Source organism: Massilia atriviolacea (assembly GCF_003953935.1).
Taxonomy (GTDB): domain Bacteria; phylum Pseudomonadota; class Gammaproteobacteria; order Burkholderiales; family Burkholderiaceae_D; genus Telluria_A; species Telluria_A atriviolacea.
On record NZ_RXLQ01000010.1, the window covers coordinates 58,325 to 81,841 of the forward strand.

Annotated in this window: 18 protein-coding genes; 6 read left to right on the top strand and 12 right to left on the bottom strand. The window is 67.6% G+C overall.

Features of this window, described 5'->3' with window-relative positions; translation table 11 throughout:
* Window positions 1–3 precede the first annotated feature (3 nt).
* From EJB06_RS19160 to EJB06_RS19185, 6 genes are read right to left on the bottom strand one after another with little or no spacing between them, the layout of a single operon-like run.
* The gene (locus EJB06_RS19160) at window positions 4–1,323 is read right to left on the bottom strand and encodes a DUF58 domain-containing protein (RefSeq protein ID WP_126075629.1); all 1,320 of its coding nucleotides are present in this window, start codon (window positions 1,321–1,323) and stop codon (window positions 4–6) included.
* Window positions 1,316–2,320: an AAA family ATPase gene (locus EJB06_RS19165; RefSeq protein ID WP_126075630.1), complete on the bottom strand. Its 1,005-nt coding sequence runs from the start codon at window positions 2,318–2,320 to the stop codon at window positions 1,316–1,318. Before EJB06_RS19165 ends, EJB06_RS19160 begins: the two co-directional genes overlap by 8 nt.
* Window positions 2,310–3,728, bottom strand: a complete 1,419-nt coding sequence (locus tag EJB06_RS19170) for a DUF4350 domain-containing protein (protein WP_126075631.1) — start codon at window positions 3,726–3,728, stop codon at window positions 2,310–2,312. The genes EJB06_RS19165 and EJB06_RS19170 overlap by 11 nt, the downstream gene beginning before the upstream one ends.
* A complete protein-coding gene (locus EJB06_RS19175; protein ID WP_126075632.1) occupies window positions 3,725–5,341 on the bottom strand; it encodes a hypothetical protein in 1,617 nt (538 codons plus the stop codon). Before EJB06_RS19175 ends, EJB06_RS19170 begins: the two co-directional genes overlap by 4 nt.
* 9 nt (window positions 5,342–5,350) lie before the next feature.
* Window positions 5,351–6,298 carry a stage II sporulation protein M gene (locus tag EJB06_RS19180; RefSeq protein ID WP_126075633.1) on the bottom strand — a complete coding sequence of 316 codons (948 nt, stop codon included), beginning with the start codon at window positions 6,296–6,298 and terminating at the stop codon, window positions 5,351–5,353.
* Window positions 6,295–6,966, bottom strand: a complete 672-nt coding sequence (locus tag EJB06_RS19185) for an RDD family protein (protein ID WP_126075634.1) — start codon at window positions 6,964–6,966, stop codon at window positions 6,295–6,297. Before EJB06_RS19185 ends, EJB06_RS19180 begins: the two co-directional genes overlap by 4 nt.
* Window positions 6,967–7,240: 274 nt before the next feature.
* Between EJB06_RS19185 and EJB06_RS19190 the strand changes: the two genes are divergently transcribed.
* Together EJB06_RS19190 and EJB06_RS19195 are read left to right on the top strand one after the other, a co-directional pair.
* Complete coding sequence (locus tag EJB06_RS19190) at window positions 7,241–7,906, top strand: energy transducer TonB (protein WP_164557970.1); 666 nt, start codon at window positions 7,241–7,243, stop codon at window positions 7,904–7,906.
* Window positions 7,907–8,722: an ATP-grasp domain-containing protein gene (locus EJB06_RS19195; RefSeq protein ID WP_126075636.1), complete on the top strand. Its 816-nt coding sequence runs from the start codon at window positions 7,907–7,909 to the stop codon at window positions 8,720–8,722.
* A 244-nt stretch (window positions 8,723–8,966) separates the two neighbouring features.
* Here EJB06_RS19195 and EJB06_RS19200 read toward each other — a convergent pair whose 3' ends face one another.
* Both EJB06_RS19200 and EJB06_RS19205 read right to left on the bottom strand, forming a co-directional pair.
* Window positions 8,967–9,716: a DUF4303 domain-containing protein gene (locus tag EJB06_RS19200; protein WP_126075637.1), complete on the bottom strand. Its 750-nt coding sequence runs from the start codon at window positions 9,714–9,716 to the stop codon at window positions 8,967–8,969.
* A 154-nt stretch (window positions 9,717–9,870) separates the two neighbouring features.
* On the bottom strand, window positions 9,871–10,785 hold the full coding sequence (locus EJB06_RS19205) for a LysR family transcriptional regulator (protein WP_126075638.1): 915 nt from the start codon (window positions 10,783–10,785) through the stop codon (window positions 9,871–9,873).
* A gap of 106 nt (window positions 10,786–10,891) precedes the next feature.
* On the opposite strand from EJB06_RS19205, the gene EJB06_RS19210 reads away from it, so the two are divergent.
* Window positions 10,892–11,221, top strand: a complete 330-nt coding sequence (locus EJB06_RS19210; protein WP_126075639.1) for a nuclear transport factor 2 family protein — start codon at window positions 10,892–10,894, stop codon at window positions 11,219–11,221.
* Between the two features lie 21 nt (window positions 11,222–11,242).
* On the opposite strand, the gene EJB06_RS19215 is transcribed toward EJB06_RS19210, so the two are convergent.
* The 4 genes from EJB06_RS19215 to EJB06_RS19230 form a co-directional block, all read right to left on the bottom strand.
* Window positions 11,243–12,856, bottom strand: coding sequence for an RICIN domain-containing protein (locus EJB06_RS19215; RefSeq protein ID WP_126075640.1), 1,614 nt, complete (start codon window positions 12,854–12,856; stop codon window positions 11,243–11,245).
* 181 nt (window positions 12,857–13,037) lie between these two features.
* Window positions 13,038–15,155: a putative bifunctional diguanylate cyclase/phosphodiesterase gene (locus EJB06_RS19220; protein WP_126075641.1), complete on the bottom strand. Its 2,118-nt coding sequence runs from the start codon at window positions 15,153–15,155 to the stop codon at window positions 13,038–13,040.
* A gap of 21 nt (window positions 15,156–15,176) precedes the next feature.
* Window positions 15,177–15,749, bottom strand: coding sequence for a YfiR family protein (locus tag EJB06_RS19225; RefSeq protein WP_126075642.1), 573 nt, complete (start codon window positions 15,747–15,749; stop codon window positions 15,177–15,179).
* Window positions 15,746–17,779, bottom strand: a complete 2,034-nt coding sequence (locus tag EJB06_RS19230) for a TonB-dependent receptor plug domain-containing protein (RefSeq protein WP_126075643.1) — start codon at window positions 17,777–17,779, stop codon at window positions 15,746–15,748. The genes EJB06_RS19225 and EJB06_RS19230 overlap by 4 nt, the downstream gene beginning before the upstream one ends.
* 394 nt (window positions 17,780–18,173) lie before the next feature.
* On the opposite strand from EJB06_RS19230, the gene EJB06_RS19235 reads away from it, so the two are divergent.
* From EJB06_RS19235 to EJB06_RS19245, 3 genes are read left to right on the top strand one after another with little or no spacing between them, the layout of a single operon-like run.
* The gene (locus tag EJB06_RS19235) at window positions 18,174–19,457 is read left to right on the top strand and encodes a hypothetical protein (protein WP_126075644.1); all 1,284 of its coding nucleotides are present in this window, start codon (window positions 18,174–18,176) and stop codon (window positions 19,455–19,457) included.
* Between the two features lie 35 nt (window positions 19,458–19,492).
* Entirely contained in the window at window positions 19,493–21,577 is a 2,085-nt protein-coding gene (locus EJB06_RS19240; RefSeq protein WP_126075645.1) for a LodA/GoxA family CTQ-dependent oxidase, read from the top strand.
* Window positions 21,578–21,584: 7 nt separating this feature from the next.
* On the top strand, window positions 21,585–22,733 hold the full coding sequence (locus EJB06_RS19245) for an NAD(P)/FAD-dependent oxidoreductase (RefSeq protein ID WP_126075646.1): 1,149 nt from the start codon (window positions 21,585–21,587) through the stop codon (window positions 22,731–22,733).
* Window positions 22,734–23,517 lie beyond the last annotated feature (784 nt).

The following is a 23,517-nucleotide window of genomic DNA, read 5'->3' on the forward strand; positions in this document are numbered from 1 at the left end:
CGCCTACAGCTGCCCGCTTTCCTTGATGTCCAGGTAGCGGTTCACCAGCGCGTTGCTCAGTTTGTCCGGTGTGATGTCGATCAGGCGCTCGGCGCGGATGCCGAGGCGGCGGATCGCTTCGCGCCGCTGCTGCAGGTAGTGTACGGTGGCGCTGTAGCGCAGGGCGCCGGCGAAGGTGTCGACCTGCTGCGCGCGGGTGCCGTCCATGACTTTTTCGCGCAGGCTGGCGCAGATCACCAGGTGCTTGCTCGACATCAGTTCGCAGGCCGAGCGCAGCGCCGTATCGTCCTCGTCGCGCAGGTTGGTGATGATGACCACGAAGGCGCGCTTGCTCAGGCGCCCCAGCAGGTTGCTGGCCGCCTGCAGGTAGTCGGGCGCCATCTCGGCCGGCTGCAGGTCGTACACCCCGGCCAGCAGGCGATCGAGCCCGTTGCGGCCCTTGACCGGGGCCAGCCAGCGCGTTTCGGCGCCGCCGAAGGTCATCAGCCCGACCGCGTCGCCCTGTTTTTGCGCCAGGAAGCCCAGCGTGAGCACGGCGTTGAGCGCGTGGTCGAAGTGGGTGGTGACGTCGTCGCGCGCCAGCATGCGGCGCCCAGTGTCGAGCAGGAACACGACTTGCTGGTCGCGTTCTTCCTGGTATTCGCGGGTGATCGGCTTCTGGCGCCGGGCGGTCGCCTTCCAGTCGATCGAGCGCATGCTGTCGCCGTCGCGGTATTCGCGCAGCTGGCGGAAGTCGGTGCCTTCGCCGCGGCGGCGCTTGCGGATCGCGCCGGCCGCCGGGGCGCGCCGGTCGGTCGCGGACAGGGTGTGGCCGAGCAGCTTGGAAAAATCGGGGAACACCTTGATGTTGCTCGATTCGCCCAGGCGGTGGATGCGCTGCCACAGGCGCAGCGGCGAGCGCACGCGCAGGTGGGCCGGTCCGAAACCGGCCGGGCCGCGCTGGTCGGGGCACAAGTGATACGTCACGGCGGCGAACTCGCCCGGCGCGATCTGGCTCGCGTGGGGCAGGCCCTGCATGTCCCAGCTTGTCGGATAATCGTCGTACAGGTCGAGCGCGAGGGCGCGCGCGCCTTCGTTATGGAGTTTCAGGGTGACCTTGTTCCAGGTCCCGACCGGCCATACCCCGGCCAGCTCGCGTTCGACGCGCAACTGCGGCGTGCGGCGCGCGATCCAGGCGTCGGCGCAGGCGGCCACCAGCGCGGCCAGGCCGGCGCCTTGCCACAGCGGGACCAGCGCCGGCACGTGGCTGGCGGCCGCGCCCAGCAGCGCCCAGCCGCCGGCCACGGCGAGCAGGGTGCGCGACGGGGTCAGTGCGTCAGCCACGCGGAGCGGCGATTTCTTCGATCAGGCCAAGCAGCAGTTCGTCGCTGCTCAGGCCATCGAGTTCGCTTTCGGGGGAGACCGCGATGCGGTGGCGCAGCACCGGCAGGGCGGCCGCCTTGATGTCGTCGGGCGTGACGTAATCGCGTCCGGAGGTCAGGGCCATGGCGCGCGCCATGCGCACCAGCGCGATGCAGCCGCGCGGGCCGGCGCCGATGGCGATCCCGGGCCAGTCGCGGGTGGCGCGCACCAGGCGCACGGCGTAGGACGACACCGCATCGTCGACCCGGATCTTGGCCACCAGCTGCTGCAGCACGACGATGGTTTCGGGCTTGACCAGGGTGGCCACCTGGTTCACGTCCAGGCCGTCGCCGACGCGGTCGCGCGTGACCATGCGCAGCATCTGCTCTTCTTCCTCGACGCTCGGGTAGTCGATCCGCACCTTGATCAGAAAGCGGTCCAGCTGCGCTTCCGGCAGCGGGTAGGTGCCTTCGTTTTCCAGCGGATTTTGGGTCGCCAGCACCATGAACGGCGGCGGCAGCTGGTGCGATTCGCCTTCGATGGTGACCTGGCGCTCCTGCATCACTTCGAGCAGCGAGGACTGGGTCTTGGCCGGGGCGCGGTTGATTTCGTCGGCCAGCAGCAGGTGCGAAAACACCGGCCCCTTGCGCACGCTGAAGGACTGGCTTTTCATGTCGTAGACGGCATGGCCCATGACGTCGGCCGGCATCAGGTCGGGCGTGAACTGGATGCGCGAAAACTCGCCCGAGAAGGTCTTGGCCAGCGCCTTGACCAGCAGGGTCTTGCCCAGTCCCGGCACGCCTTCGATCAGCACGTGGCCGCCGGCCAGGCAGCAGGCCAGCACCTGGTCGACGACGGCCTGCTGGCCGATCACGGCGCCGCGGATTTCCTCGCGCATGCGCTGGACGATGCCGATCGCCTGGGTGAGGCGGTCGGCCGGAATGGCGGTGGCGGCACTGCTGGCGGTGCTATCGTTCATAGTGATTTCTCAGTGTTTGTAGGGTACGGATCTGGCGTGTGAATCGGGTGACGTGGCTGGCCGCGTCCTGTTCCAGGGCCTCGCTGACGTCGGCTTCGGGAAGGGCGCAGGTGCGCGCCAGCGTGGCCCACAGCTCGCCCTCGGGCATGCGGAACAGGGCCGGGGCGCGGCGCTTGATTAGGGCCAGGGTGTCTTCGCGCGCCGCCTCGATCAGCAGCTGGCGCCCGCCGTCGGCTTTCCACAGCCAGGCGCCGGAGGCGTCGATATGTTCGAGCAGCGAGCGCCGTTCGGCCTTGGGCGCCGGCAGGATCGGGCCGAAACGGCGCAGCGCGCTCCACAGCAGCAGCGCCAGGCACACCGCCAGCCCGGTCAGGGCCAGCTTGTAGTGGCGCCACAGCGCCTTGTACCAGGGCAGCACGTTGAGGCGCTTGACGATGGTGACGTGCTTGCCGGGCGTGAGCTCGGTCAGCGCCAGCAGCAGTTCGGCATGGTCGCGCTGGGGCAGGTCGCTGTTGGTGAAGTAGCCGTTGGCGATGAGCACGATGCGGCCCTTGCCTTCGGCGTACACGCGCACCGCGCCGCCGTCGCTGTCGCTCCACAGCGGGGCGGGGCTGTCGGGCAGGCCGACCAGTTCGTTGCCGTCGGCGTCGATCTGGAGCGCGTAGTCCTTGCCGGGCAGGGTCAGGCGGCTGAGCGCCTGTTCGCGCGCCAGCCTGGCGGCGGCGATCGCTTCCGGCTTGTCCTTGTCCTTTTCCTTGGCCTCGGTGCGGCACTTGCAGGCCAGCGCATCGACGCCGGTGCGCACGCGCAGGTGCTCGGTCAGCGGGTCCTTGTCGCTGTCGTCGTCGGCCTCAGGGGCTTCAGGGGCGGCAGGGGCGGCCGGGGCGGCAGAGGCGGCATTCCCGCCGGAGGCGTCGCCGGGCGGCGGCGCCGCTTCGCCGCTGGTGCTGGCGTCGTCGCCGGCGGCCTGCGCTTCGGCTTCTTCTTCGGCGTCGTCTTCGGTCTCTTCTTCCGCTTCCTCCTCGTCGTCGGCGCCGGCGACCAGGGCTTTTTCGGCAGGCGAGATCCAGCGCGGCTCGGCGATCAGGGTATTGCCGCGCCGGACCCAGTCCAGCACCTCGCGCGCCTGGTCGGGCGTGGCCGTGCCGGAGGCGCCGCTGACGATCATGGTGCCGGCGCCGGTCTGGGGCACGATCAGTTCGCCCAGCGAGCCGGCGCCGTCGACGCTGCGGCCGTTCTGGCGCAGCAGGCGCGTGGCGGCCAGCATCGGGTCGGCCGAGGCCGCGCTCGAGGTGTGCGCTTCCGAGACCCAGCGCTGTTCCATATTCTCGTGCCACCACCAGTAGCCGAATGCGCCCAGCAACAGCAGGGCGACGGCGACCAGGATGCCTTTGGCGCTGTCGCTCATGGCGTCACCTCGCGCACCTTGCCGAACTGGGCGTCCCAGGCGGCGCAGCAGGCCAGCAGGGCGTCGTCGCCCGGCCAGCGCGCCGCGTAGGCGCCGTTCAGCCAGAGCGTTGTCGCGCTGTCGGCGACATCGAGACGGCCGCGCGCGAGCTGGCCGCGCTGCTCGGCCTGGCGCGCCAGGCGCAGGCAATCGCCTTCGGTATTGCCCTGGCGCAGGGGCAGCGCGTCTTCGGTCACCAGGCGCGACAGGGTGGCGCGGTACAGCAGGGCCAGCGCGGCGCGCTGTTCGCCGCGCGCCCAGAAGGCGCGCACCTCGGCCGTCACGTCCGGCGGCAGCGATTCGGCGCGAATGTTCAGGCCGCCGATTTCGGTCGCCACGCGCTGCTTCGCGCCCCGTTCGAAGGTGGGGAAATGGTGGCGGTAGCGGTACAGCAGCCAGCCGACCAGGCCGATGGCCAGCGCGATCACGAGCACCTTGAAGACGTCGGCGGCCAGGCCTAGGCTGGCCGAGGGCAGGTCGATATCGGGGTCCTCGTCCTTTTTCTTTTTCTCTTCCTTGTCGGTCTTTTTCTGGCGCCAGGCCAGCTTGCACTCGTAGTTGCGCAGGTCGTCGGTGGCGTACAGCTGGTCGATCTGCTTGCGTACGCCGGCCTGGCCGGGCGAGAGCAGGGGACCGCGTTCGGGCTGGCGCGGGCCGTCTGCCGGCGGTTCGCACTTGGGCTGGGCGCCTGCCACGGCAGCCGGTGCGGCGGCGACGGCCGGCAGCGGCAGGCTGGCGGCGGCCAGCAGCACGCCGGCGCCGGCCAGCGCCAGCAGGGCCGACAGCACCGGGGCGGCGCGCGTGCGCGCGGCGGGGCGCTTCATCTGGCGCAGCTTGATTTCGATATCCCATGCTTCCATGCTGGCGCGCCGGTTCAGGTACAGGGTAAAGCAGCAGGCGGTGTAGACCGGCGCCATGATCGCGGTGGCGATGCCGAAGGCGCCCAGGGTCAGCAGGGCCACGGCCATGGTCGGTTCGGCGGCGCCGCTGGTATTGATGAACATGCTGAAGGGGTTGCTGCTTTTGCCGCTGCTGGCAAAAATGCCGATGAAGCCGAGGATGCCGATCTGCAGCACCACTTCGAGGTGGGAGCAGACCACGCCGAACCAGACCGCCGAGGAGGCGGTGCCGCCGTTGCCGAGCGTGCGGCGGCGCAGGGTGGCGACGCGGCCGCGCGCGCCTTCCAGCATCCAGACCGGATGCGACAGGCCGCGTCCGGCGCTGAAGGGGCGGCCCCAGGTCAGCAGGCGCAAGGCGCCGCCGCCGATCTGGCGCGGCCAGGCGCGCACCGCTTCCTGCCAGGTGACGGCGGTGCCGAATACCTGGCGCGAGAGCACGTACAGCGGCGCGCGTTCGAGCAGGGGCTTGAACCACCAGGCCAGCAGGATCCAGGTCCAGCCCAGCGCGGGCAGCCAGACGGTGAGCGCGGCGCACAAAGCCAGCAGCGGCAGCCACAGGGCCAGGAAGGCCATGTAGGCGGCGCTGGCATGCGAGTGGAGCAGGCTGAAACCGAGGTCGAGCGCCTGCGCATTGGTGCGCGGACGCAGTTCGATTTGCAGTTTATCGATTTGCATGGCGGCCTTCTATTGCTTGCCGCGGCCGGCGAACAGGAAAAACCCGATCACCAGCGCCCAGCAGACGCCGCCGACGGCGTATTTGACATTGATCGGAATCGCGCCCGAGCCGGACCAGAAGCCCTCGATGAAGGCGGCGAAGAAGGTCATCAGGCTGCCGCCGACGATCACCGGGAACATGTACGCGCTGCTCTCCTGGAGCGCGTGGGCGCGCGTGCGCCGGCCCGGATGGATCAGCGCCAGCCCGAGGCGGATGCCGGACATGGCGCACAGCAGCAGGCCGGTCAGTTCCAGGCTGGCGTGGGTGATCACGAAGGACCAGAACTGGTTGGCGGTAGCCGGGTCCTTGCTCAGCCAGGAGGCGATGACGCCCATGTGCATGCCGTTGAAGCCGACGCTGATGAGCGCCGGAATGCCGCCGAAGATGCCGCCGGCAAAGGTGCGGAAACCGATCGAGACATTGTTCCAGATGTAGTGGCCGAACATCATGACGTCGCCTTCGCTACCGCCGCGCCCGACGCTGGCCTTGCCCGGCTGGTACATCTCGCGAAAATTCTCCAGCTGGGCCGCCGAGGCGAAGCTGTAGGCCCACTGCGGCTTGAACCAGACCAGCAGGCCGACCCCGAACGCGACCCCGAAAAACACCAGGCAGGTCAGCAGCAGCAAGCGCCATTCGGCGCGCACGCGGCAGGGGAAATCGATCAGCATCCAGCGCACCAGCGTGTTCGGGCGTTCGATCGCGGTGCCGTACAGGCGCCGGTGGCAGGCGCCGACCAGTTTTTGCAGGTAATCGGTGAGCGCCGGCGAATAGCCGCGCTGGCTGCACAGCGCCAGGCACTGGCACAGGCGGCGGTACAGGGCCGGCAGGGCGCGCCGGTCGGTCCCGGCGCCGTCGAGCAGGGCGGCGATCTCGGCCCAGAGGGCGGCGTTATCGGCTTCGAACTGTTGTTGTTTCATTTGTTAAAGCCCGCCACGTAGCCGCGCATGCGTTCGACCGAATCGGCCCCGGTGGCGCCGGTCAGCGGCTCGGCGATGGTGCCCAGCTCGGCCATGCGGTCGAGCGGCAGGCGGTTTTCGCGTTCGAACAGGTCGACCAGGGTGCGCTGCTGGTCCGGGCTGAGCGGGAAAGGCAGGGGCAGCGGTTCGGCCGAGGGCGGGGTCGGGCGCGGCAGGGGTTTTTCGAAATAGATGACCTGGGTGCCGGCCACGATGTCGCCGAGGCGGCGAAAGCGCGCGTCGAACAGCATGCAGGCCAGGCCGGTGGCGTACATGGCAGGCAGGAAGTCGGCCACCAGCAGCAGGTTGCGCAGGGTCGATTCGCGCCAGCCGACCGGCAGGCCGTCGCTGCGCACCACTTCCAGGCCGAGCGCGCGCTTGCCCAGCGTGCGTCCATTAAAATACACTTCGCTGACGATGGGGTAACCCCAGTAGGACAGGAACAGGATGACCAGGAACAGGCCGCTGCCCAGCTTACCTTCGGGCATGAGCAAGCGGGCCAGCACGCAGAACACGGCCCAGATCAGCACATCGATCAGCCAGGCGACCGCGCGCAGGTAGGGACCGGCGGGCGTCAGTTGCAGGCTCACGCCTTCGGGCGTGGTCAGGGACAGGCGGCCGTCTAGCAAGCGTCTGCCTCTTTATGCTGCCCGGATGCGACTGATGGGATGACCGCCATGCTGTTACCGTGTTAAATTTACTGTAGGATGTATTTATTGTAACCAAGAAACGATGCAACGATGACAAAAATGTGAAAATTGCAGTGCATTTGTTGGGAATGGCCCACTTTTACGTGCATTTTGTCAGTCTGGATGTTGTATTGGTGCAAGGCGTGCCGGATGATCGACGCTGCGAGTATACTGCGCGGGCGCGGATTCCGTCACAGAATATCGGGTGGATTGTTTGAACAGAAGACTGATCATCGGCGTGTGTGTCGCCGCCGCCGCCGCCTCGGTGGCGCAGGTGCCGGACCGGCACGTTGCGCCGGTTTCCGGCACGCCGGCCTTTCCGCGCCATCTGCTGGCCGATGCCGGCAGTTGCCCCTTGCCGGCCTGGCCGCGCGAGGCGCTGCTGTACGAGCTGCAGGGCGGCACCACGGTATCGTTTGCCATCGGGGCCGACGGCATTGTCGAGCGGGCGCGCCTGCTGCGTTCGAGCGGCTGGAAGATGCTCGACGACGCCGCGCTGCGCGGGATCGGCGCCTGCCGCTTCAAGGCCGGGCTCGATCCGGCCGAGCGGGCCGGGCCGTTTCCGATGCAGTTTGCCTGGAAGCTCGACGGCGAGGCGGGCGTGACGCCGCTGCTGCGCGCCGGCAGTTGCCAGGCGTCGGCGCGGTTTGCCGGCTTTGCCCCCTTCGATCCGGCGCCGACCGATGCCAGCGGCGTGCTGGTGCGTTTTCTGGTGGGCGAGGGCGGCGTTCCCGCGCGGGTTGCCGCCGAGGCCAACGGGCAGCCGGCGGCGCTGGTGGCGCAGGCGCGCGACTTCGTGCAATCGTGCCGCTTCGATTACGATGCGACGGTGCCCGGCGAGCGCAGCGCCAGTGTGACGGGGCGCGTGCTGCTGCAGTAGATGGAGATCGCGCGACTCGAAAACAAGCTGATCGTGGTCAGCGAGCCGGTTGGCGTGGCCGCCTACGACTTCGATCTCGGCCTGCACATCGCCTGCACCCATCCGTACCGGATCGAGGGCGAGGAAGCCTGCGTGCTGCGCATCGGCCCGATTGCCGATTACGCCGCCGAGTTCGCCGACAAGCTGGCCATGGGACTGCGCCTGGTCAACTCGCCGGCGGAGCACGCGCGCGCCAGCGAGCTTGAAGCCTGGTATCCGCTGCTCGGCTCCCTCACCCCGCGTACCGAAGTGTTCGACAGCCTGCCGCCGGCCGCGACGATCGAGGCGGCGTTCCGGTGGCCGGTGTTCATGAAAGGTTCGCGCCAGACCAGCAAGCACAATCCCGAGCTGTCGGTAATCCGCGACCGCGCGCATTATGAAGTCGCCGCGCAGTTGTATCGGGAAGATCCGATCCTGCACTGGCAAAAGCCGGTGATCCGCGAATTCGTGGCGCTGCAGCCGGTGCGCGGCCAGGTGGCCGGCAAGGTCCAACCCTCGGTCGAGTACCGCTCGTTCTGGTGGCATGGGCACTGCGTGGGCTGGGGGCGTTACTGGCACCAGGTGGCGCCGTATGCGTGTGCCGACGAAGATGCCGGGCGGGCCGTGGCCGCGCAGGCCGCCGCGCTGGTGGCTGTGCCGTTTCTGGTGGTCGACGTGGCGAAGACGGCGGATGGGCGCTGGATCGTTATCGAATGCAACGACGCCCAGGAATCGGGCTATGCGGGGATCGCCCCGCAGTTGCTGTGGCGCGCGCTGCTGGCGCGCATCGGCGCCTGAGCCAGCGTCCCCAATCTCGCGTTGCGCAAGTTCGTTTCCCAACCGGGGTCAGAGCTTTAATTAGAAATTTTGCAAACTGCGGAAATCTGAGAAGCTGACGCAATGTCCCGATTTCCGCGTCAAATGTCTGCAATCCCCAGGATCCCGGGCAGGTCTCTCATCAACCTGCTTAACAATGTTTCGAGTTAAAGCTCTGACCCCGGTTGAAAAAAGAAGCGAAACGAAAACATTTGCTACGGGGGCGCTAGTGCCAGCTGGCGCGGAACGCGGCGTAGCGCGCAGCGCTGGCCGGGGTGTTGAGGGGCTCGACAATGTCGTCCGTGCCATCCCCATCGGCAACGCAGAAAATCACCGCCACCCCGTCGCGCTCGGCCGGGCTGCCGAACACGCCTTCTTCCGCCAGCATCCGCAGCGCGTGCGCGCAGGCGCCGAAGACCCAGGCGCGCAGGGCGTCGATGTCGACCTCGTTCGGGATGTCGCGGTGGTACGGCAACATCATGCGGTAGGCGATGTCCAGGTAGGCGCCTTCTTCGAAGAACGACCATTCCTGCGGAACCCACAGCGTGTGCTCGCCCCCGCCATCCTCGGCCAGCGCTTGTTCGCTGTTGGCCACCGGGACGATGGTCATGGCGCTTTCGTCGCTCATCAGGGCGAAGGCGTTCATGGCCTGGTCCGGATGGGCCGCGCGCATGGAGTTAAACGCGTTGCGGGCGCCGTCGCGGATTTCGGCGGCCAGCAGGTCCAGGTCAGGCTTGTCGAGGTCGACATCGGCCTGGCGCGAGAGCGTGAAGCCGCCCGCCACCGCTTCGGCGCACAGGGCCTGGTAGCGCGCCTGCGCGGCAGCCGGGCTGGCCAGTTCGTCGAGCGCGTCGCTACCCCAGGTTTCGGCCATGCCGGTGGCGTGCCAGACGGCGTTGCCGAACAGGCGCACTTCGAAGAACTGCCGTGGTTTGGCGCCAGCGTGTTTGTGAAAAAGTGACCAGTTCGTCGTCATTATTGCGTGTGTGCTTTAGTGTGTGCTGTGTGGTGGAAAATGGGAAAGCGCCAGCCTTCCACGCGGACCGCGGGGAGGTGCCGACATGTGCCGGGGCGCGCCACCCTTGTTGCTTGGGAAGGCAGTATGAAGGGCGCGCCCATTCCTGTCACGTTCAATCTGGCACGCCTCCCGCGTGCGCATGCTCGCGCGCCAGGTCGATGAAGGCGCGCAGTTTCGGCTGGTGCTGGGTGCGCACCGGAAAATAGAGGAACAGGCCGCTCGTGGGCGGCACGAAGGACGCCAGCACCCGCTCGAGCCGGCCGGCGTCGATGTCGGCCCCGGCTTCCATGTCCGGCAAGTACGCCAGCCCCATGCCGGCCAGCGCGAACTGGCGGATCAGGGTGGTGTCGTTGACGATCACGGCGCCGCCGGTGTCGACCTGGAAGGCCTGGCCGTCGCGCACGAAGCTCCAGCGCGGCAGCGCGCCGGAGCCCGGAAAACGGTAGCGCAAGGTCTGGTGGCCGGCGAGCGCTTCGGGCGTGGCGGGGCGGCCGGCCCGCGCCAGATAGTCAGGCGAGCCCAGCACCGACCAGCGCAGCTCGGGCGTCAGGCGCACCGCGACCATGTCCTGGGCCAGCGCCTGGCCGAGCCGGATGCCGGCGTCGAAGCCGGCCGCGACCAGGTCGACGGCGCCGTCGTCGAGCGCGATGTCGAGCGTGACGTCCGGACAGCGCTGGCGGAAACGTTCGGCCAGCGCGGCGATCTGCAGGGCCCCGAGCGCGCGCGGCATGGTCAGGCGCAAGGTGCCGCTGGGACGGCCGTTGGCGGCATGCAGGGCGGCGAAGGCCTGGTCGATCTGGTCGACCGCGCCGCGCAGCGTGGCAAACAGGGCCGCGCCGGCCTCGGTCAAGGCCACGTTGCGCGTGGTGCGCTGGAGCAGGATCGCGCCATGCCGCTCTTCCAGCAGCTTGACGGCCTTGCTGACGGCGGTGGTGGTCACGCCCAGGCGCGCCGCGGCGGCGGTGAAGCTCTTCAGTTCGGCCACGGTGAGGAAGGCGCGCAGGCCATCGAAGGAGGTATCGGCCATCGTCGATTATGAACCTTGGGTGCAAAGACTATGCGCCATTATGCTCTTTTTCTCGATGGTTCCGCGCTTTACGATGAGGCTTCCTTTCAACGTATGGAGAATCATCATGACACTGCAGCTAGACACCACCATCGCCGCTTACTTCGCCGCGGCCAACGCGGGCCGCCACGAGCAGCTGGCCTTGTGTTTCGAGGCGGACGCCGAGGTCCGCGACGAAGGCAGCACGCGCCAGGGCCGCGCGGCGATTGCCGCCTGGGCCGGGGAGGCGCATCGCCGCTATGCCGCCGTCTCCACGCCGCGCGCGGTCGCGGGCAGCGGCGCGGACCTCATCGTCACCGCCGATGTGGCCGGCAACTTCCCCGGCAGCCCGCTGCCGCTGCACTTCCATTTCAGGCTCGGCGAGACTGGCATCGCGGCGCTGTCGATCAAGCCTTGATGCATGCGCCCGGCCGCCGGGTCAGCGTGCGCCGGTGCCGCTGCCGAGGGCGGCGGGGAGCGTGTCGACGTTGTCGAGCTTGTACGGGAACAGGGTGGTGTCGCCGAAGACCTTGGCGCCGGTATCCCTGTCGGGGTCGGTGGCCGACTTGCCGGTGTAGCGGTTGGAGGCGAGGTCGGCGTCGATCAAGGCGTCGTTATTGCTGTTCCAGTGCGGTTTGGCGGTGTTCTGGAAGAAGTTGCCTTCCACTTTGACCTGCGCTCCGGCGCTGGCGCCGATGGCGAAGTAAGGCACGTCGAGCCAGTAGTTGTTGTACAGGTGGACGCGCGCGGCGGCGCCGTCGAGCTTGGGATTGCGCCCGGAAGTCCTGTTCCAGAAATTGTGGTGCAGGCTGACCTGGGAGTTGCTCAAGGCGTTGGTGTAGTGGTGCTGGTTGCCGCACACCGCCGCGTTGCTGCCGTCGAAGCGATTCCAGCTCAGGGTCACGTTCTTGCTGTCCTGGATGTCGATGTGGCCGTCGCTGATCAGGTTGAAGCGCACATGGTCGATCCAGACGTGGCTCGACTTGCTGATGGTGATGCCGTCGCCGGCTTCGACCAGGCCGGGGTTGATGTTTTCGATGGCCAGGTTGCGGATGATGACGTTCCTGGCGCCGCTCAGGTTGAGGCTGGCGCCGACGATGCGCGCATCTTTGTTCAGGCCGACCAGGGTCTTGTTGGAGCCGACCCGGATCGTGGTTTCGTCGCGCGGACGCATGAAGCGCGTTTCGCTGGCCGAGCCGAGTTCCTTGCAGGTTTGCGCGCCGACCGGGATGCGGTAGGTGCTCTTGCCGGGATCCTGGTACGTCGGGCAGGCCACCGCGCAGGTGCTTTGCGGCCGCACGGCGGTGCGGCAATCGATGGTGGCGCCGGCCGGGATCTGGATCACGGCGGCCGCCGTCGATTGCAGCGCGCCGGTCAGGGCGGCGCAGGAGGTGACGCTGACCGGCGCCGCGCCGCCGCCGCCCGTGGTGGTGCTCAGGCCGTCGGCGCCCGGCAGGGCCGCGAAGCCGTCGGGCGCCGGGCCGCCGCAGCTGCCGCTGGTGGGGTTGAAGAACCAGCGCTGCAGGCCGCCGGCAGTGTCGGCCGCCTGGTGGACGCGCGATCCGCTGTTGTTGTCGGCCACGCTGAGCGACTTGCCGGAATGGCGGGCGACGACGTTGTAGCCGCCGCTGGCGGACTTTTTGAGCAGCCATTGCTGGTTCTGGGCGCCGGTGGCGTTCCACTGGATGATGCGGGCGCCGTCGGCGGCCGACAGGTTCAGCACGTCGAGCAGCAGGCCGCTGTGCCTGGCCTGCATGGTCCAGTAGCCGTTGCCGGCGTCGCGCAGGGTGAATTGCTGGTGGGCGCTGGCGCCGTAGCCCCATTGCTGGACTTCGGCCGCGCCCTGGGTCGCGCCGGCCACGACGTCGAGCGCCTTGCCCGAGGCGGCGTTGACGATGCTGTACACGCCGCCGTCGGCCACGGCGGCGCCGCAGTTGGCGGCGCTGGCGGGCGCCGCCAGCAGGCACAGGGGAAGGGCCAGCGCGGCGGCCAGCGCGCCGAGGCGCGATGGAAGCAGGCGCGACGGCGCGCCGGGAACAGGAAAATCGGTCATGGGGGCGGAACTCCGGGAAGGATGGTCGGTCGGGCTACGGGAGGGATGCGCTTGTGTTAGCGAAATGAAAAGAAAACGATGCTATCAGCAAAGTTATGCATATAAATATAACGATTTTCTCGTCCGGTATGCCGAATTCGTATAGTCGATCCGTATCGTCGATCCCGGCTTGCGCCCAGGTTCAGGCGCCGCAGGGCAGGGCGTGGTCGAGCGCTTCGTGTTCGCCACGCTGCAGCAGGGCGCGCATCTGCGCCGCCGGCAGCGGCTTGCTGTAGTGATAGCCCTGGGCCTTGTCGCAGCCGCTGGCGCGCAAGCATTCTCCCTGTTCCCGTGTTTCGATGCCCTCGGCCACGGTTTCCATCTTCAGGCTCCTGGCGATGGCGATGATGGCCTTGGTGATGGCCGCGTCTTCGGTGCTGTGCGGCAGGTCGCGCACGAAGCTGCGGTCGATCTTCAGGGTGCCGACCGGGAAGGTCTTGAGGTAGCTCATCGACGAGTAGCCGGTGCCGAAGTCGTCGATGGCCAGCGCGATCCCGGCCCGCCTGAGCGTGTGCAGCTTGTCGATCACGCCCGGCGAGGCATCCATCAGCATGCTTTCGGTCAGTTCCAGTTCCAGCCAGCGGGCGTCGATGCCGCTGTCGTCGACGATGGCCAGCACCGAGGCGACCAGGTCGTCTTCGTTCAGCTGGCGCCCGGACAGGTTGATCGACATCCGGATCGGGTGGCCGTCGTCGTGCCAGGTGCGCAGTTCGCGGCAGGCTTCGCGCAGCACCCATTCGCCGATCGCCACGATCATGCCGGACTCCTCGGCCACCGGAATGAAGTCGGCCGGGCTGATCAGGCCGAGGTCGGGATGGATCCAGCGGATCAGGGCTTCGGCGCCGCAGATGGCGCCGCTGCGCAGGTCGATCTGCGGCTGGTAGTGCAGCACGAATTCCTTGCGTTCGAGCGCGCGTCGCAGGTTGTTGTCGAGGGTGAAGCGCTTGCGCGCGTCTTCCTGCATGCTGTGGGTGAACAGGCGGTAGGCGTTCTTGCCGCTGTTCTTGGCGTAGTACATGGCGCTGTCGGCGTACTTGAGCAATTCGTGCATGTTGGCGGCGTGGTCCGGATACACGCTGATGCCGATGCTGGCGCTGATGTGGATTTCGTGCCCCGAAATGGCGATCGGCTGGGCAATCCGGAGCAGGCATTTTTCGGCCACCATGGCGGCGTCGTCGATCTGGTGCACGTTCTCCAGGATGATGGCGAATTCGTCGCCGCCGATGCGGGCGATGGCGTCGCCGGGGCGCAGGGTGTCGGTCAGGCTGCGCGAGACCAGGCGCAGCAGTTCGTCGCCGATATCGTGCCCGAGGGTGTCGTTGACGGCCTTGAAGTTGTCGAGGTCGATGAACATGACCACCGCGCGTTCGCGCCATTGGGCGGCGCGCGCAATCACCGCTTCGAGCCGGTCGTTGAAGAAGTGGCGGTTGTGCAGCTGGGTCACATTGTCGAAGTGGGCCAGGCGGTCGAGCTTGACCTCGACCTTCTTGCGCTCGGTGATTTCGGCTTCCAGCTCGCTTTCGCGTTTCTGGATCCGTTCGAGCATGGTGTTGAAGGCCGTGGACAGCATGCCGATATCGGCCAGCGAGCTGACCTCGGCGCGGATCGCGTAGTCGCCCAGGCGCGAGATCTGCGCGCTCGTGTCCGACAGCGCGCGCAGCGGTTCGGTGATGAAGCGCTGCAGGCGCGACAGGACCAGCTGGGCGATGGCCAGCACCGCCAGCATGACCGGGATGGTCAGCGCCAGGTACAGCGCGAGCTGGCGGTAGACGCTGTCGAGCGAGCTTTGCACGATCAGGGTGCCGAGCCGCTGGCGCTTGACGACCAGCGGCGCGGCCACCGTCACGTGGCGGTAGCTCAGGGTGTAGCCGGCATCGCCGGCGGCGCTGGCCAGGCGCGGCATGGGCGGCACGGGAGCGGCCAGCGCGGCGCGGCCGGCATCGCGCTGGTAGCTGGCGAAGCGGGTATCGGCATGGTCGTAGACCACCGCCGACTGCACGTCCGACACCACGCGCAGGGCGGCCAGGATGTCGTTGGCGGCGTCGCGGTCGCCGAACAGCATGGCGGCCGACATGTTTTCGCTGCCCATGGCCGCCTGCGCCTGGGTCTGGCGCACCAGGGCCGAGGTGAAGAAATAGCTCTGGATGCCGAGCAGGAACAGGGTCGAGAGCAGGATCACGGTGCCGCTGGTGACCAGGTTGGCCCAGGTCAGCTTGGTGCTCAGGGTTTGGGTGCGGCGGCGCTGCCAGGGGCGTTTCATGATGGGGTCCGTGTGGTGGGTTCAGTGCACCGCGCGCGCGAGGCGCAGCACTTTGGAACTGAGCGTGATGTTGGCGGCGCGCGCCGCCTCGGCGTTGAATTCGAAGGCGATGCGCCTGTCTTCGACGCCCAGTTCGACCATGATGCCCAGGCGCGCCGCGCCCTTGGCGTCGGACACCGTCAGCACGCCGTCCTGGCGCGCCGACTGCGCCAGCAGGGCCAGCGTGTCGCCTTCCGACGCGCTGACGAAGACGATCTGGCACTGCCTGAGCGCGTCGCCGCCCGAGCGCGGGTAGGCAATCGTCATTTTCGCCGCGCCCAGGGGCTTGCCTTCCAGGCCGGCCAGCAGGCTGCCGAACGGGTCGCGTCCGAGCACGCACAGCTTGACCAGCGGCGCATCCGGATTCGGGAAGGTGCTGAACAGGGCGATGTTGTAGATGAAGGCGGCCTTGGCGGCGTACTCGGCGGCGGCCTGGGCCTGCGCCTGGGCCGGCGCGGGCAGCAGCAGGGCCAGCGCCAGGGCGCAGAAGCGCCGCCGGCGCGTCGCGCCTGCCAGCCACGCGGCGCGGAGGGGAAGCGGACGCGCGCGCATCATTGGAAGGTATAGCTGGCCTGGATGCGCCAGTTGCGCCCATCCTGGGCGATGGCGTTCAGGTAGCGCGCCGGGCTGCCGCTGTCGTAGTGCTCTTCGCTGGCGGAATCGGCGTAGCGCTTGTCGAGCAGGTTGTAGACGCTGGCGGAGAGTTCGATATGTTTTCCCAGGGCGTGGCTGAGCACGGTCAGGTTGAGCAGGCCGAAGCCGCCGACCTGGCCGCCGGCCGTGGTGCGGCGGCGGCTGGTGAACTGGCCTTCGAGCGCGGCGCGCAGGCTGTCGCCCAGGAGCGGCCTGGTGTAGTTCAGCTTGAACAGCTGGCGCGGCGAATTGCTCAGCCACTCGCCGCTGGCGCCGTTGTGCGCGTATTGCAGGCTGACGCTGGTCTTGAGCGAACTGCCGTCCTGGCGCAGCCATTCGGCTTCGAACTCGGCGCCCTTGGAACGGGCCGAATCGATGTTCGACTGGTACAGCAGCTTGTCGAGCGGGTCGGAGGTGAGGGCGATCAGGTCGATGAAACGGTACTGGAACAGCGAGGCGCTGGCCCGGAAATTCTCGGACGGAAAATACTCGCCGATCAGTTCATAGGTCTTGATGTGCTCGGGCTTGAGGGCGGGATTGAGCTTGTAGCTGATGCCGGTGCCGTAGTAGCGCTCGTAGGAATTGGGCGAGCGGTAGGCGGTGCCGTACAGGGCCTTGAGGGTGCTGTGGGGCGCGGCCTTGTAGATCAGGGCCAGGCGCGGATTGCTGGTGCCGCCGCCTTCGTCGTCGTGGTCGTGGCGCAGGCCGGCGTTGACGATGATGCGTTCGCCCAGGCGCCATTCGTCCTGCAGGTAGATGCCGGCGCGCTTCCTGGGGCGGTTGCTGACCAGGTTCGAGGTGTAGGGGGCGAGGTCGTGGTTGACCATCATGCGCTTGCCGTCGCTGGCGTACTCGGCGCCGGCGATGATCTTGTGATTGCGAAAGGCCGTGCTGAGGACGCGCACTTCGGTGGATACGCTGCGGCTATGGGTGGCGTCGATATTGACGGTGGCCTTGCCCGGCGCGTAGACATAGGTGCCCTGGTAGCGGTAGTTGCGCAGGTTGACGCCGGCATGCATTTCCAGGGTCGGGCTGGGCGCGGCCTGCCAGGCGGCGCTGCCGGAGGCGTATTCGTCGACGGTGTGGCTGCGCGGATCGTTGAACTGCTGGCCGTAGGACGCGGTCGGGATGCCCTTGGTGCGGCGGCCGGCATACGCGCTGGCCGACAGGCCGCCCCAGCTCAGGCGCGCGAAGGCGCGCTTGTAGCGGTCGTGGTCGAGCTTGCGCGCCACGCCGGCGCCGGGGGCGCCATCGTCGTATTCGGGGAAGTACTGGTCGCCTCCCTTGCGCTCGAGCCAGGATGCGCCCAGCAGCAGGTCGATCCCGTTCGGGCGCGCCAGGCCGGTGGCGATGCGCGCCTTGCGCGTGCCGACGCTGGCGGCGCCGGCGCTGAAGTTGGTGCCCTGGTGCGTGGCGCCGGTCTTGGTGATGACGTTGACGACGCCGAAAAAGGCGCTGCTGCCGTACATGGCCGAGCCCGGGCCGGGCACGAATTCGACCCGCTCGATCAGGCTGACCTCGATCGGGAATTCGGTGCCGACGGCGCCCTGGTCGTACACCATGTCGTTGAGGCGGCGCCCGTCGACCAGGATCAGCAGGCGGGTGTTGAAGTCGCCCGGGCGCCCGGAGCCGCGCGTGCCGACGTAGCTGTAGTTGCGGTCGTCCGTCACGTAGACCCCGCGCACGCTGCGCAGGATGTCGGCCAGGGTGCGGTAGCCGAAGCGGCGGATGTCGTCGGCGGTGATCACCGAGACCGAGGAGGGCGCTTCGCTGATTTTCTGGGGGAATTTGGAGGCGGTGATGATGTCGAGGTTGAGCAGTTGCTCGAGCGGCAGGGCGTTCAGGTCTTGCGGGTGCGCGGGGCCGGCCGTAGCGAGTTGGGCCATGCTGGCCAGGGCGGCGGCGAGGGAGGCAAGGGCGGCGAAACGGTGGCGCTTCGGTGTCGGGTTCATGCTGGGGTCCTGCGCAGTGGCCGCCAGGCGATGCCGGGGCGGAAGGCCCGCGTGGTGGGTGCGGGAATGTTTCCAATATTCAACGACGTGAGCCAGTGTAAGTTTCTCCGACACGCGGCTTGTTGATCGGGATTAAGCGGGTCGGTGCGTGGTGGGATTGGCGCAACAGTGGGCGTCGGAACGGCGAAGCGTGTGCGGCGAGCAGCCAATCGGGAGCGCCGCGACAACGTTGTAACCCGTCACGACGAAATGGCAACAGTTTCGAAATTTCAATGAAATTTAAACACGCTTGTATTGACGCCGGCCAGGCCGGGGAAGATACTGGTTTTCGCTGCCATCAAGAAATGACCGGTTGCCGGACCCGAACCGGCGCGCGTTTTTCGAAGGGGATCGGATGAACCAGTTCACCTGTGGAGCCGGCGTGTGCGCCGGCCTGTTAGCCGCCAGCATGGCGTTTACCCGGCCCGCCCCAGCGGCGACGCCCGACCCGGCGCCGGGCGGGTGCAACGCGCCGGCCTCCTGGTTCAGCGGCCGCAGCGTCCCCAAGCCGGACCCCGGCAATGCCGCTCAGTTCAACAGCAACTGCGCGTTCCATCAATTTTCCTGGCAATCCTTCCTGTGGCTGACCCAAGTTGCCGCGCCGGGCAAGCTGCGCTTCGAAACCCTGTATTCCGACCGCGCCATCGTGCCCGGCGCGCCGCGTCCGCGCGAGCATGTGCTGGGCGGAGTCAACCAGGCCAATTCGCACGGCATCCTGGTCGACCAGAACGGGCGCGCCGTGTACACCGCCATGATGATCGATGACGTCTATCGCAACTTCGTCATCAAGAACCAGTTGTACACGGCCGAGGGCATGCAGAAGGCCGATGCCGGCATGGTATTTCCGAACGGCGCGCTGTCCCTGAAATCGACCTGGAAGATCGTCGCGCCGGGGGAAGATGCGAGCCGCTTCTACACCACCGACGCCACCATCGAATTGCTCAGCAAGGTCGACGGCGGGGTCGGGATCGACGCCAATCCGAAGACCGCGCGCGCGAAGGTGGCGCTGGTCGGGCTGCACGTGGCGGTGGTGGTGGCCGGCCATCCGGAGGCGATCTGGGCGACCTTCGAGCATGTCGACAACGCGCCCGATTTCGGGGCCGATCAGCGCCCCTCGGACGTGGTCTCGGAGCATTCGTACACCTTCTACAAGGGCGGCACGATTGCCGCCGACTGCAACGCGAACAATGCCTCCATCATCGAGCTCGATGCGCGCACCCAGATCCTGTCGCCGCCGACCCAGGCTTGCCGGCAATACCGCACCGGCGCCGGCGACCTTAGCAACGTCAACAATATCGACTCGCTCAATCACAGCGTGCTGAGCCAGCTGGCGCCGCGCTCGCCCTGGAAGAATTACCGGGAAGTCGGCGCGGTCTGGTTCAAGGGAAAGAACAAGCTGGTGCCGGACTGGACGCCCAACGTCGACCCGAACCCGATGACCGGCTCCACCTTGCTCTCGAGCGCAGTCATCGAGACCTTCACCCAGAACACCACCTCGGAAAACGGCTGCTTCAGCTGTCACAACACGATGGCGGTGACCGACACCAACGACATCACGCGCACCCTGTCGGGCAAGAACATCAACACCAGCCATATCCTGCTGCAGAAATACCTGAATGTCGCCACCGTCAAGCGCTAAGGCGCAGCACGGCGATCAACCTCAAGGGAGTCAGCATGTCCAGTCTACGTATCCATCCGGCGATCGGGATCGCGCGCGTCGGCAGCAGTGAAGAATATTACCTGGGGCCGGAGAGCCTGGCGGGCATGCCGATCGCCGGCCAGCAGATCACCGGCGGCCTGCCGATCAAGCCCGGCACCGACAGCGCCACCATCACCAGCGCCGACCTGCGCGACGCCAGCGGCAAGCTGAAACGCCAGGCGGCGCGCTTTCGCATCTACCAGTATGGCGACGGCGCGGCCGCCTATCCGGCCGGGGCGGCGACGGAAGTGGTGATCGGCAGCCAGGTCGACGGCAAGCAGGTGGCCGACATCGCCTGGACCGTGCACCTGGCGAACAAGAAGGCCAACTGCTGGGAGATGGAAGGGCCGCAGGAGGGGATCGACGGCTACAGGAACGGCGCCGTGCCGCCGCTGCGCAATCCCGGATTCGCCGGGTCCGACGACCCGGCCGATGCGGATCGCCTGCGCAAGCTGGTGATCGATGCCGGTCCGCGCGCGCTCAAGGCGTCGCAGCGCACCACGGTCCGCTTCGACAGCGCGACCGTGGCCAGCTACTGGGGGACCGAGCCGGCGGCGCCGCTGGCGCTGCCCGACTATCCGCAGTCGTTTCCGGCCAGCGCGGCCGGCGGCGCGGCGATGGCGGGCAGCGATCCGATCACGACCCTGGGGGCGATGACGACCGAGGTCAACGGGCGCCTGATCGTGCTCGGCGCCTACGGCCTGGCCTGCGGTTTCGACCAGCAGGGCAATCAGGCGCCGTCGGCCGCGCTGGACCACGACGTCGATAACGACAACTGGCTCGACGACACGGCCGACGGCCCGGTCACTGCGATGCTCATTTTCAGCGATGGCAGCACCCGGCCCGTGCCCGGCAGCGCATGGGTGGTCTCGACCGATCCGGCCTATGCGCCGCAAACGATGAACGCGGTGTCCTTGTGGGACGATGTCTACACGACCTGGGTCGAGCAGCTGCAGCTCGATCCGACGCTCAACGAAGGCGGCGCCTACCGGCCGTCGTTCCAGCCGAACTTCGGCGACGACGTGTTCCCGATGCTGCGCGCCGCCTCGCTGCAGCGCTGGAATACCAATCTGTCGCAGACGGGGATCAAGGCCCATGCGAATATCGACAAGCTGACCGAAACCCCGCCGACCTTCAACTTCATGTCCTTCATTCGCGAGCCCGGCGCCGCCCAGTCGGAGACGGGGGCGCCGCTGATGCCCCTCTCGCTCGGCGACGCCGGCAGCAGCTTCCTGACCTTGAGCACCGCGCAGTATTTTTTCCTGCAGCAGTGGGTGGCCGGGAAGTGCGTCGGCGCCCCCAGGCGCGCGCTCGGGGAGGGCGAGGCGCTGGACAAGGCGATCCTGTTCAACTGCCTGGGCGGGCGCTTCAGTCCCGGCATCGACCTGACCTTCATCGTGCGCGACGTGAACCTGTACCGCCAGGACTGGCACGACCCGGCGGTGGGGCCGTTCCGCGTCAATATGGAGGCGCTCGACTACACGCGCGCGACCCGTGCGCAACCGTTCCTGGGCGTCGGCTACACGCCGCTGCGCACGGCGCCCGTCCAGCCCGGGGATTTGTGCAAATTCATGGCCATTCCCTGGCATACCGACTACAACTCCTGCGCCACGCATGCGCCCTCGCCCAACCCGGGCGGGGCGCTGAGCGAGTCGAACGTGTACGGCGGCGTGGTCAACACCACCTTGTTCTGGTCCTGGCCGGCGCAGCGGCCGGTGGCGGTGTACACCTTCGAGGACCTGGCCGCCAACCAGGGCCAGTTGCCGCAGCAGCGCTATTCCTTGCGCGGCGAAGGAACGGCGGCGCAGTTGCAGGCAGGCGAGGGTTTCAATGCGCCGGCGATGAACGTGGGGCGCTACCAGGACCGGCGCGGGATCCTGCTCAACTGGGACAAGATCGGGGTGCTGATGCAGGGACCGGCCATCGAGGGTTACGATCCGTCCTATCCGCCCGACTACTATCTGGAAGTGGGCAGCCTGTTCCCGCGCGACGACAGCAACCTGGTGGAGCCGTGGCCGAACGCGGTGACCGACAAGACCTACCCGCCGCGCAACGGCTAGGCGCGCCTTGCTGCCCCAGCCCCTGCGCCGGCGCCGCTACGGCATCGTCATCGTCGGCGGCGGGCCGGCCGGCAGTGCCTGCGCGCTGGCGCTGGCGCGCGCGGGCCGGCACGATGTGCTGATCCTCGAAGCGGCCGCCTACGACGAGTTCCGCATCGGCGAAAGCATCCCGCCGGAGAGCGGACAGCTGTTTCACGCGCTGGGAATCGACACCCAGTTCCTGGCGCGGGAGCACGCGCCTTGCTACGGCAGCTGTTCCTACTGGGGCAGCGACAAGCGCGGCTACAACGACGCGCTGCTCAATCCGCGCGGGCATGGCTGGCACCTGGACCGGCGCCGCTTCAACCGCTTTCTTGCGGACCAGGCGCGTGCGGCCGGGGCGGAGCTGGCGATTGGCGCGACGCTGCGCGGATCGATGCGCGATGGCGACGGTTTCGTGCTCGACGTGGCCAGCGGCGATGGGAACGCCACGGTGCACGCGGATGTTGTGATCGACGCCAGCGGCACGCGCACCCGCTTCGCGCGCCAGCAAGGCAGCCGCCGGCTGCACGACGGTTCGCTGATCTGCCTGGCCGCGCGCTTCGACGCCGGCGCGCTCGCTCCCGGACTTGGCGCGCTGACGCATCTGGAAGCGGTGGAACATGGCTGGTGGTATGCGGCGCGCTTGCCGGACGGCTCCTTGCTGGTGACCTTGTATACCGATGCCGAGAGCGTGAGGGCGCTGCGGCTGCACCGCGCCGGGCACTGGCATGCGGCGCTGGCGCAGGCGCCGCAGACGGCGCGGCTGGCCAGCGGCGGACGCTGCCTGGCGGCGCCGCACAGTTTTCCGGCGCCCTCGTATCTGCTGGATGGAACCTGCGGCGCAAACTGGCTGGCGATCGGCGACGCGGCATCGGCGTATGACCCGATCACCTCGCAGGGGATTATCAAATCGCTGGCCAATGCGCTGCTGGCCGCGCGCGCCATCGTGCAGCGCGAGGAGGGCGACGATGCCAGCCTGGCGCGCTACGGCGCCGCGGTGGGGGCCGATTACGCGCGCTACCGCGAGGCGCGCCGCTATTTTTATCGGCTGGAGCAGCGCTGGCCGGAAGCGGGGTTCTGGGCCAGGCGCCATCGCGAGGATGCCCATGCAAGGCCGGAAAGCGTCAACTGTTAGCCGTCGTTCCCGCCCTATAGATTATGTCAGGCTACACAGCGCTGCTGTCCGTGTAGATTGGTAAACAATTCATCGAGAGCTTCACAATGAGCCCACCGCCTCCTTCCATCGATCCATCGGGGTCCGCTGAGAATGCGCCTGCAGGCAGTGATTCCTGGGCCTCGAAATTGGAGAGAAATGTCATATGGCTTGTGCTCACTGCCATGGTTGCGGGTGCTGTAGGCGCGATGGCTGTCTGGAGTTTTTTTCGGTCCGAGGTCAAATCTGCCATTGACGACGAGGTAAAGAGTCAACTGAGCAAGGGGCTCGGTGCTTCGACAATTCCCAAGGGGGCCTTCCTTCTCTTTGCGACAGCCTGTCCCGAGGCAGACTGGGACGACGTTAGCGCGAGTTTTCATGGAAGGTATATCTATGTCGATCAGAACGTGACGAATGGGGCGACGATCGTTAACGCGGACGGAAGTCATGCGCACACGGGCGGTGCACATCCTCACACGACTGTGACAGGCGTCAGCAGCAAACTGGGCGAGGGGGAACGCTCAGGAACACAAGACCAGCGACATGCCGCTCATAAAGACAATACGGTCACGTTCACGGGGGCAGCCGCCCCGGACGGATCGGCGCATACGCACGACGGCGGCGTCCACGATCACAACCGCATCTCCTTGCGCCTTTGTAAGAAGAGGTGAGGCCATCGGCGCGTGCCGGCGTGCAAAGCAAAAGCCGCGCAGTAGCGATTCGATGAGGCGGCGCAAGCGCTGGCCCAAAACAAAAAAGCAGTTAC

Bases quoted from the DNA above. Each gene is read 5' to 3' on its own strand.
- EJB06_RS19165 (WP_126075630.1), bottom strand. From the start codon at position 2,320: ATGAACGATAGCACCGCCAGCAGTGCCGCCACCGCCATTCCGGCCGAC.
- EJB06_RS19170 (WP_126075631.1), bottom strand. From the start codon at position 3,728: ATGAGCGACAGCGCCAAAGGCATCCTGGTCGCCGTCGCCCTGCTGTTG.
- EJB06_RS19175 (WP_126075632.1), bottom strand. From the start codon at position 5,341: ATGCAAATCGATAAACTGCAAATCGAACTGCGTCCGCGCACCAATGCG.
- EJB06_RS19180 (WP_126075633.1), bottom strand. From the start codon at position 6,298: ATGAAACAACAACAGTTCGAAGCCGATAACGCCGCCCTCTGGGCCGAG.
- EJB06_RS19195 (WP_126075636.1), top strand. From the start codon at position 7,907: ATGGAGATCGCGCGACTCGAAAACAAGCTGATCGTGGTCAGCGAGCCG.
- EJB06_RS19200 (WP_126075637.1), bottom strand. From the start codon at position 9,716: ATGACGACGAACTGGTCACTTTTTCACAAACACGCTGGCGCCAAACCA.
- EJB06_RS19205 (WP_126075638.1), bottom strand. From the start codon at position 10,785: ATGGCCGATACCTCCTTCGATGGCCTGCGCGCCTTCCTCACCGTGGCC.
- EJB06_RS19210 (WP_126075639.1), top strand. From the start codon at position 10,892: ATGACACTGCAGCTAGACACCACCATCGCCGCTTACTTCGCCGCGGCC.
- EJB06_RS19215 (WP_126075640.1), bottom strand. From the start codon at position 12,856: ATGACCGATTTTCCTGTTCCCGGCGCGCCGTCGCGCCTGCTTCCATCG.
- EJB06_RS19220 (WP_126075641.1), bottom strand. From the start codon at position 15,155: ATGAAACGCCCCTGGCAGCGCCGCCGCACCCAAACCCTGAGCACCAAG.
- EJB06_RS19225 (WP_126075642.1), bottom strand. From the start codon at position 15,749: ATGATGCGCGCGCGTCCGCTTCCCCTCCGCGCCGCGTGGCTGGCAGGC.
- EJB06_RS19230 (WP_126075643.1), bottom strand. From the start codon at position 17,779: ATGAACCCGACACCGAAGCGCCACCGTTTCGCCGCCCTTGCCTCCCTC.
- EJB06_RS19235 (WP_126075644.1), top strand. From the start codon at position 18,174: ATGAACCAGTTCACCTGTGGAGCCGGCGTGTGCGCCGGCCTGTTAGCC.
- EJB06_RS19240 (WP_126075645.1), top strand. From the start codon at position 19,493: ATGTCCAGTCTACGTATCCATCCGGCGATCGGGATCGCGCGCGTCGGC.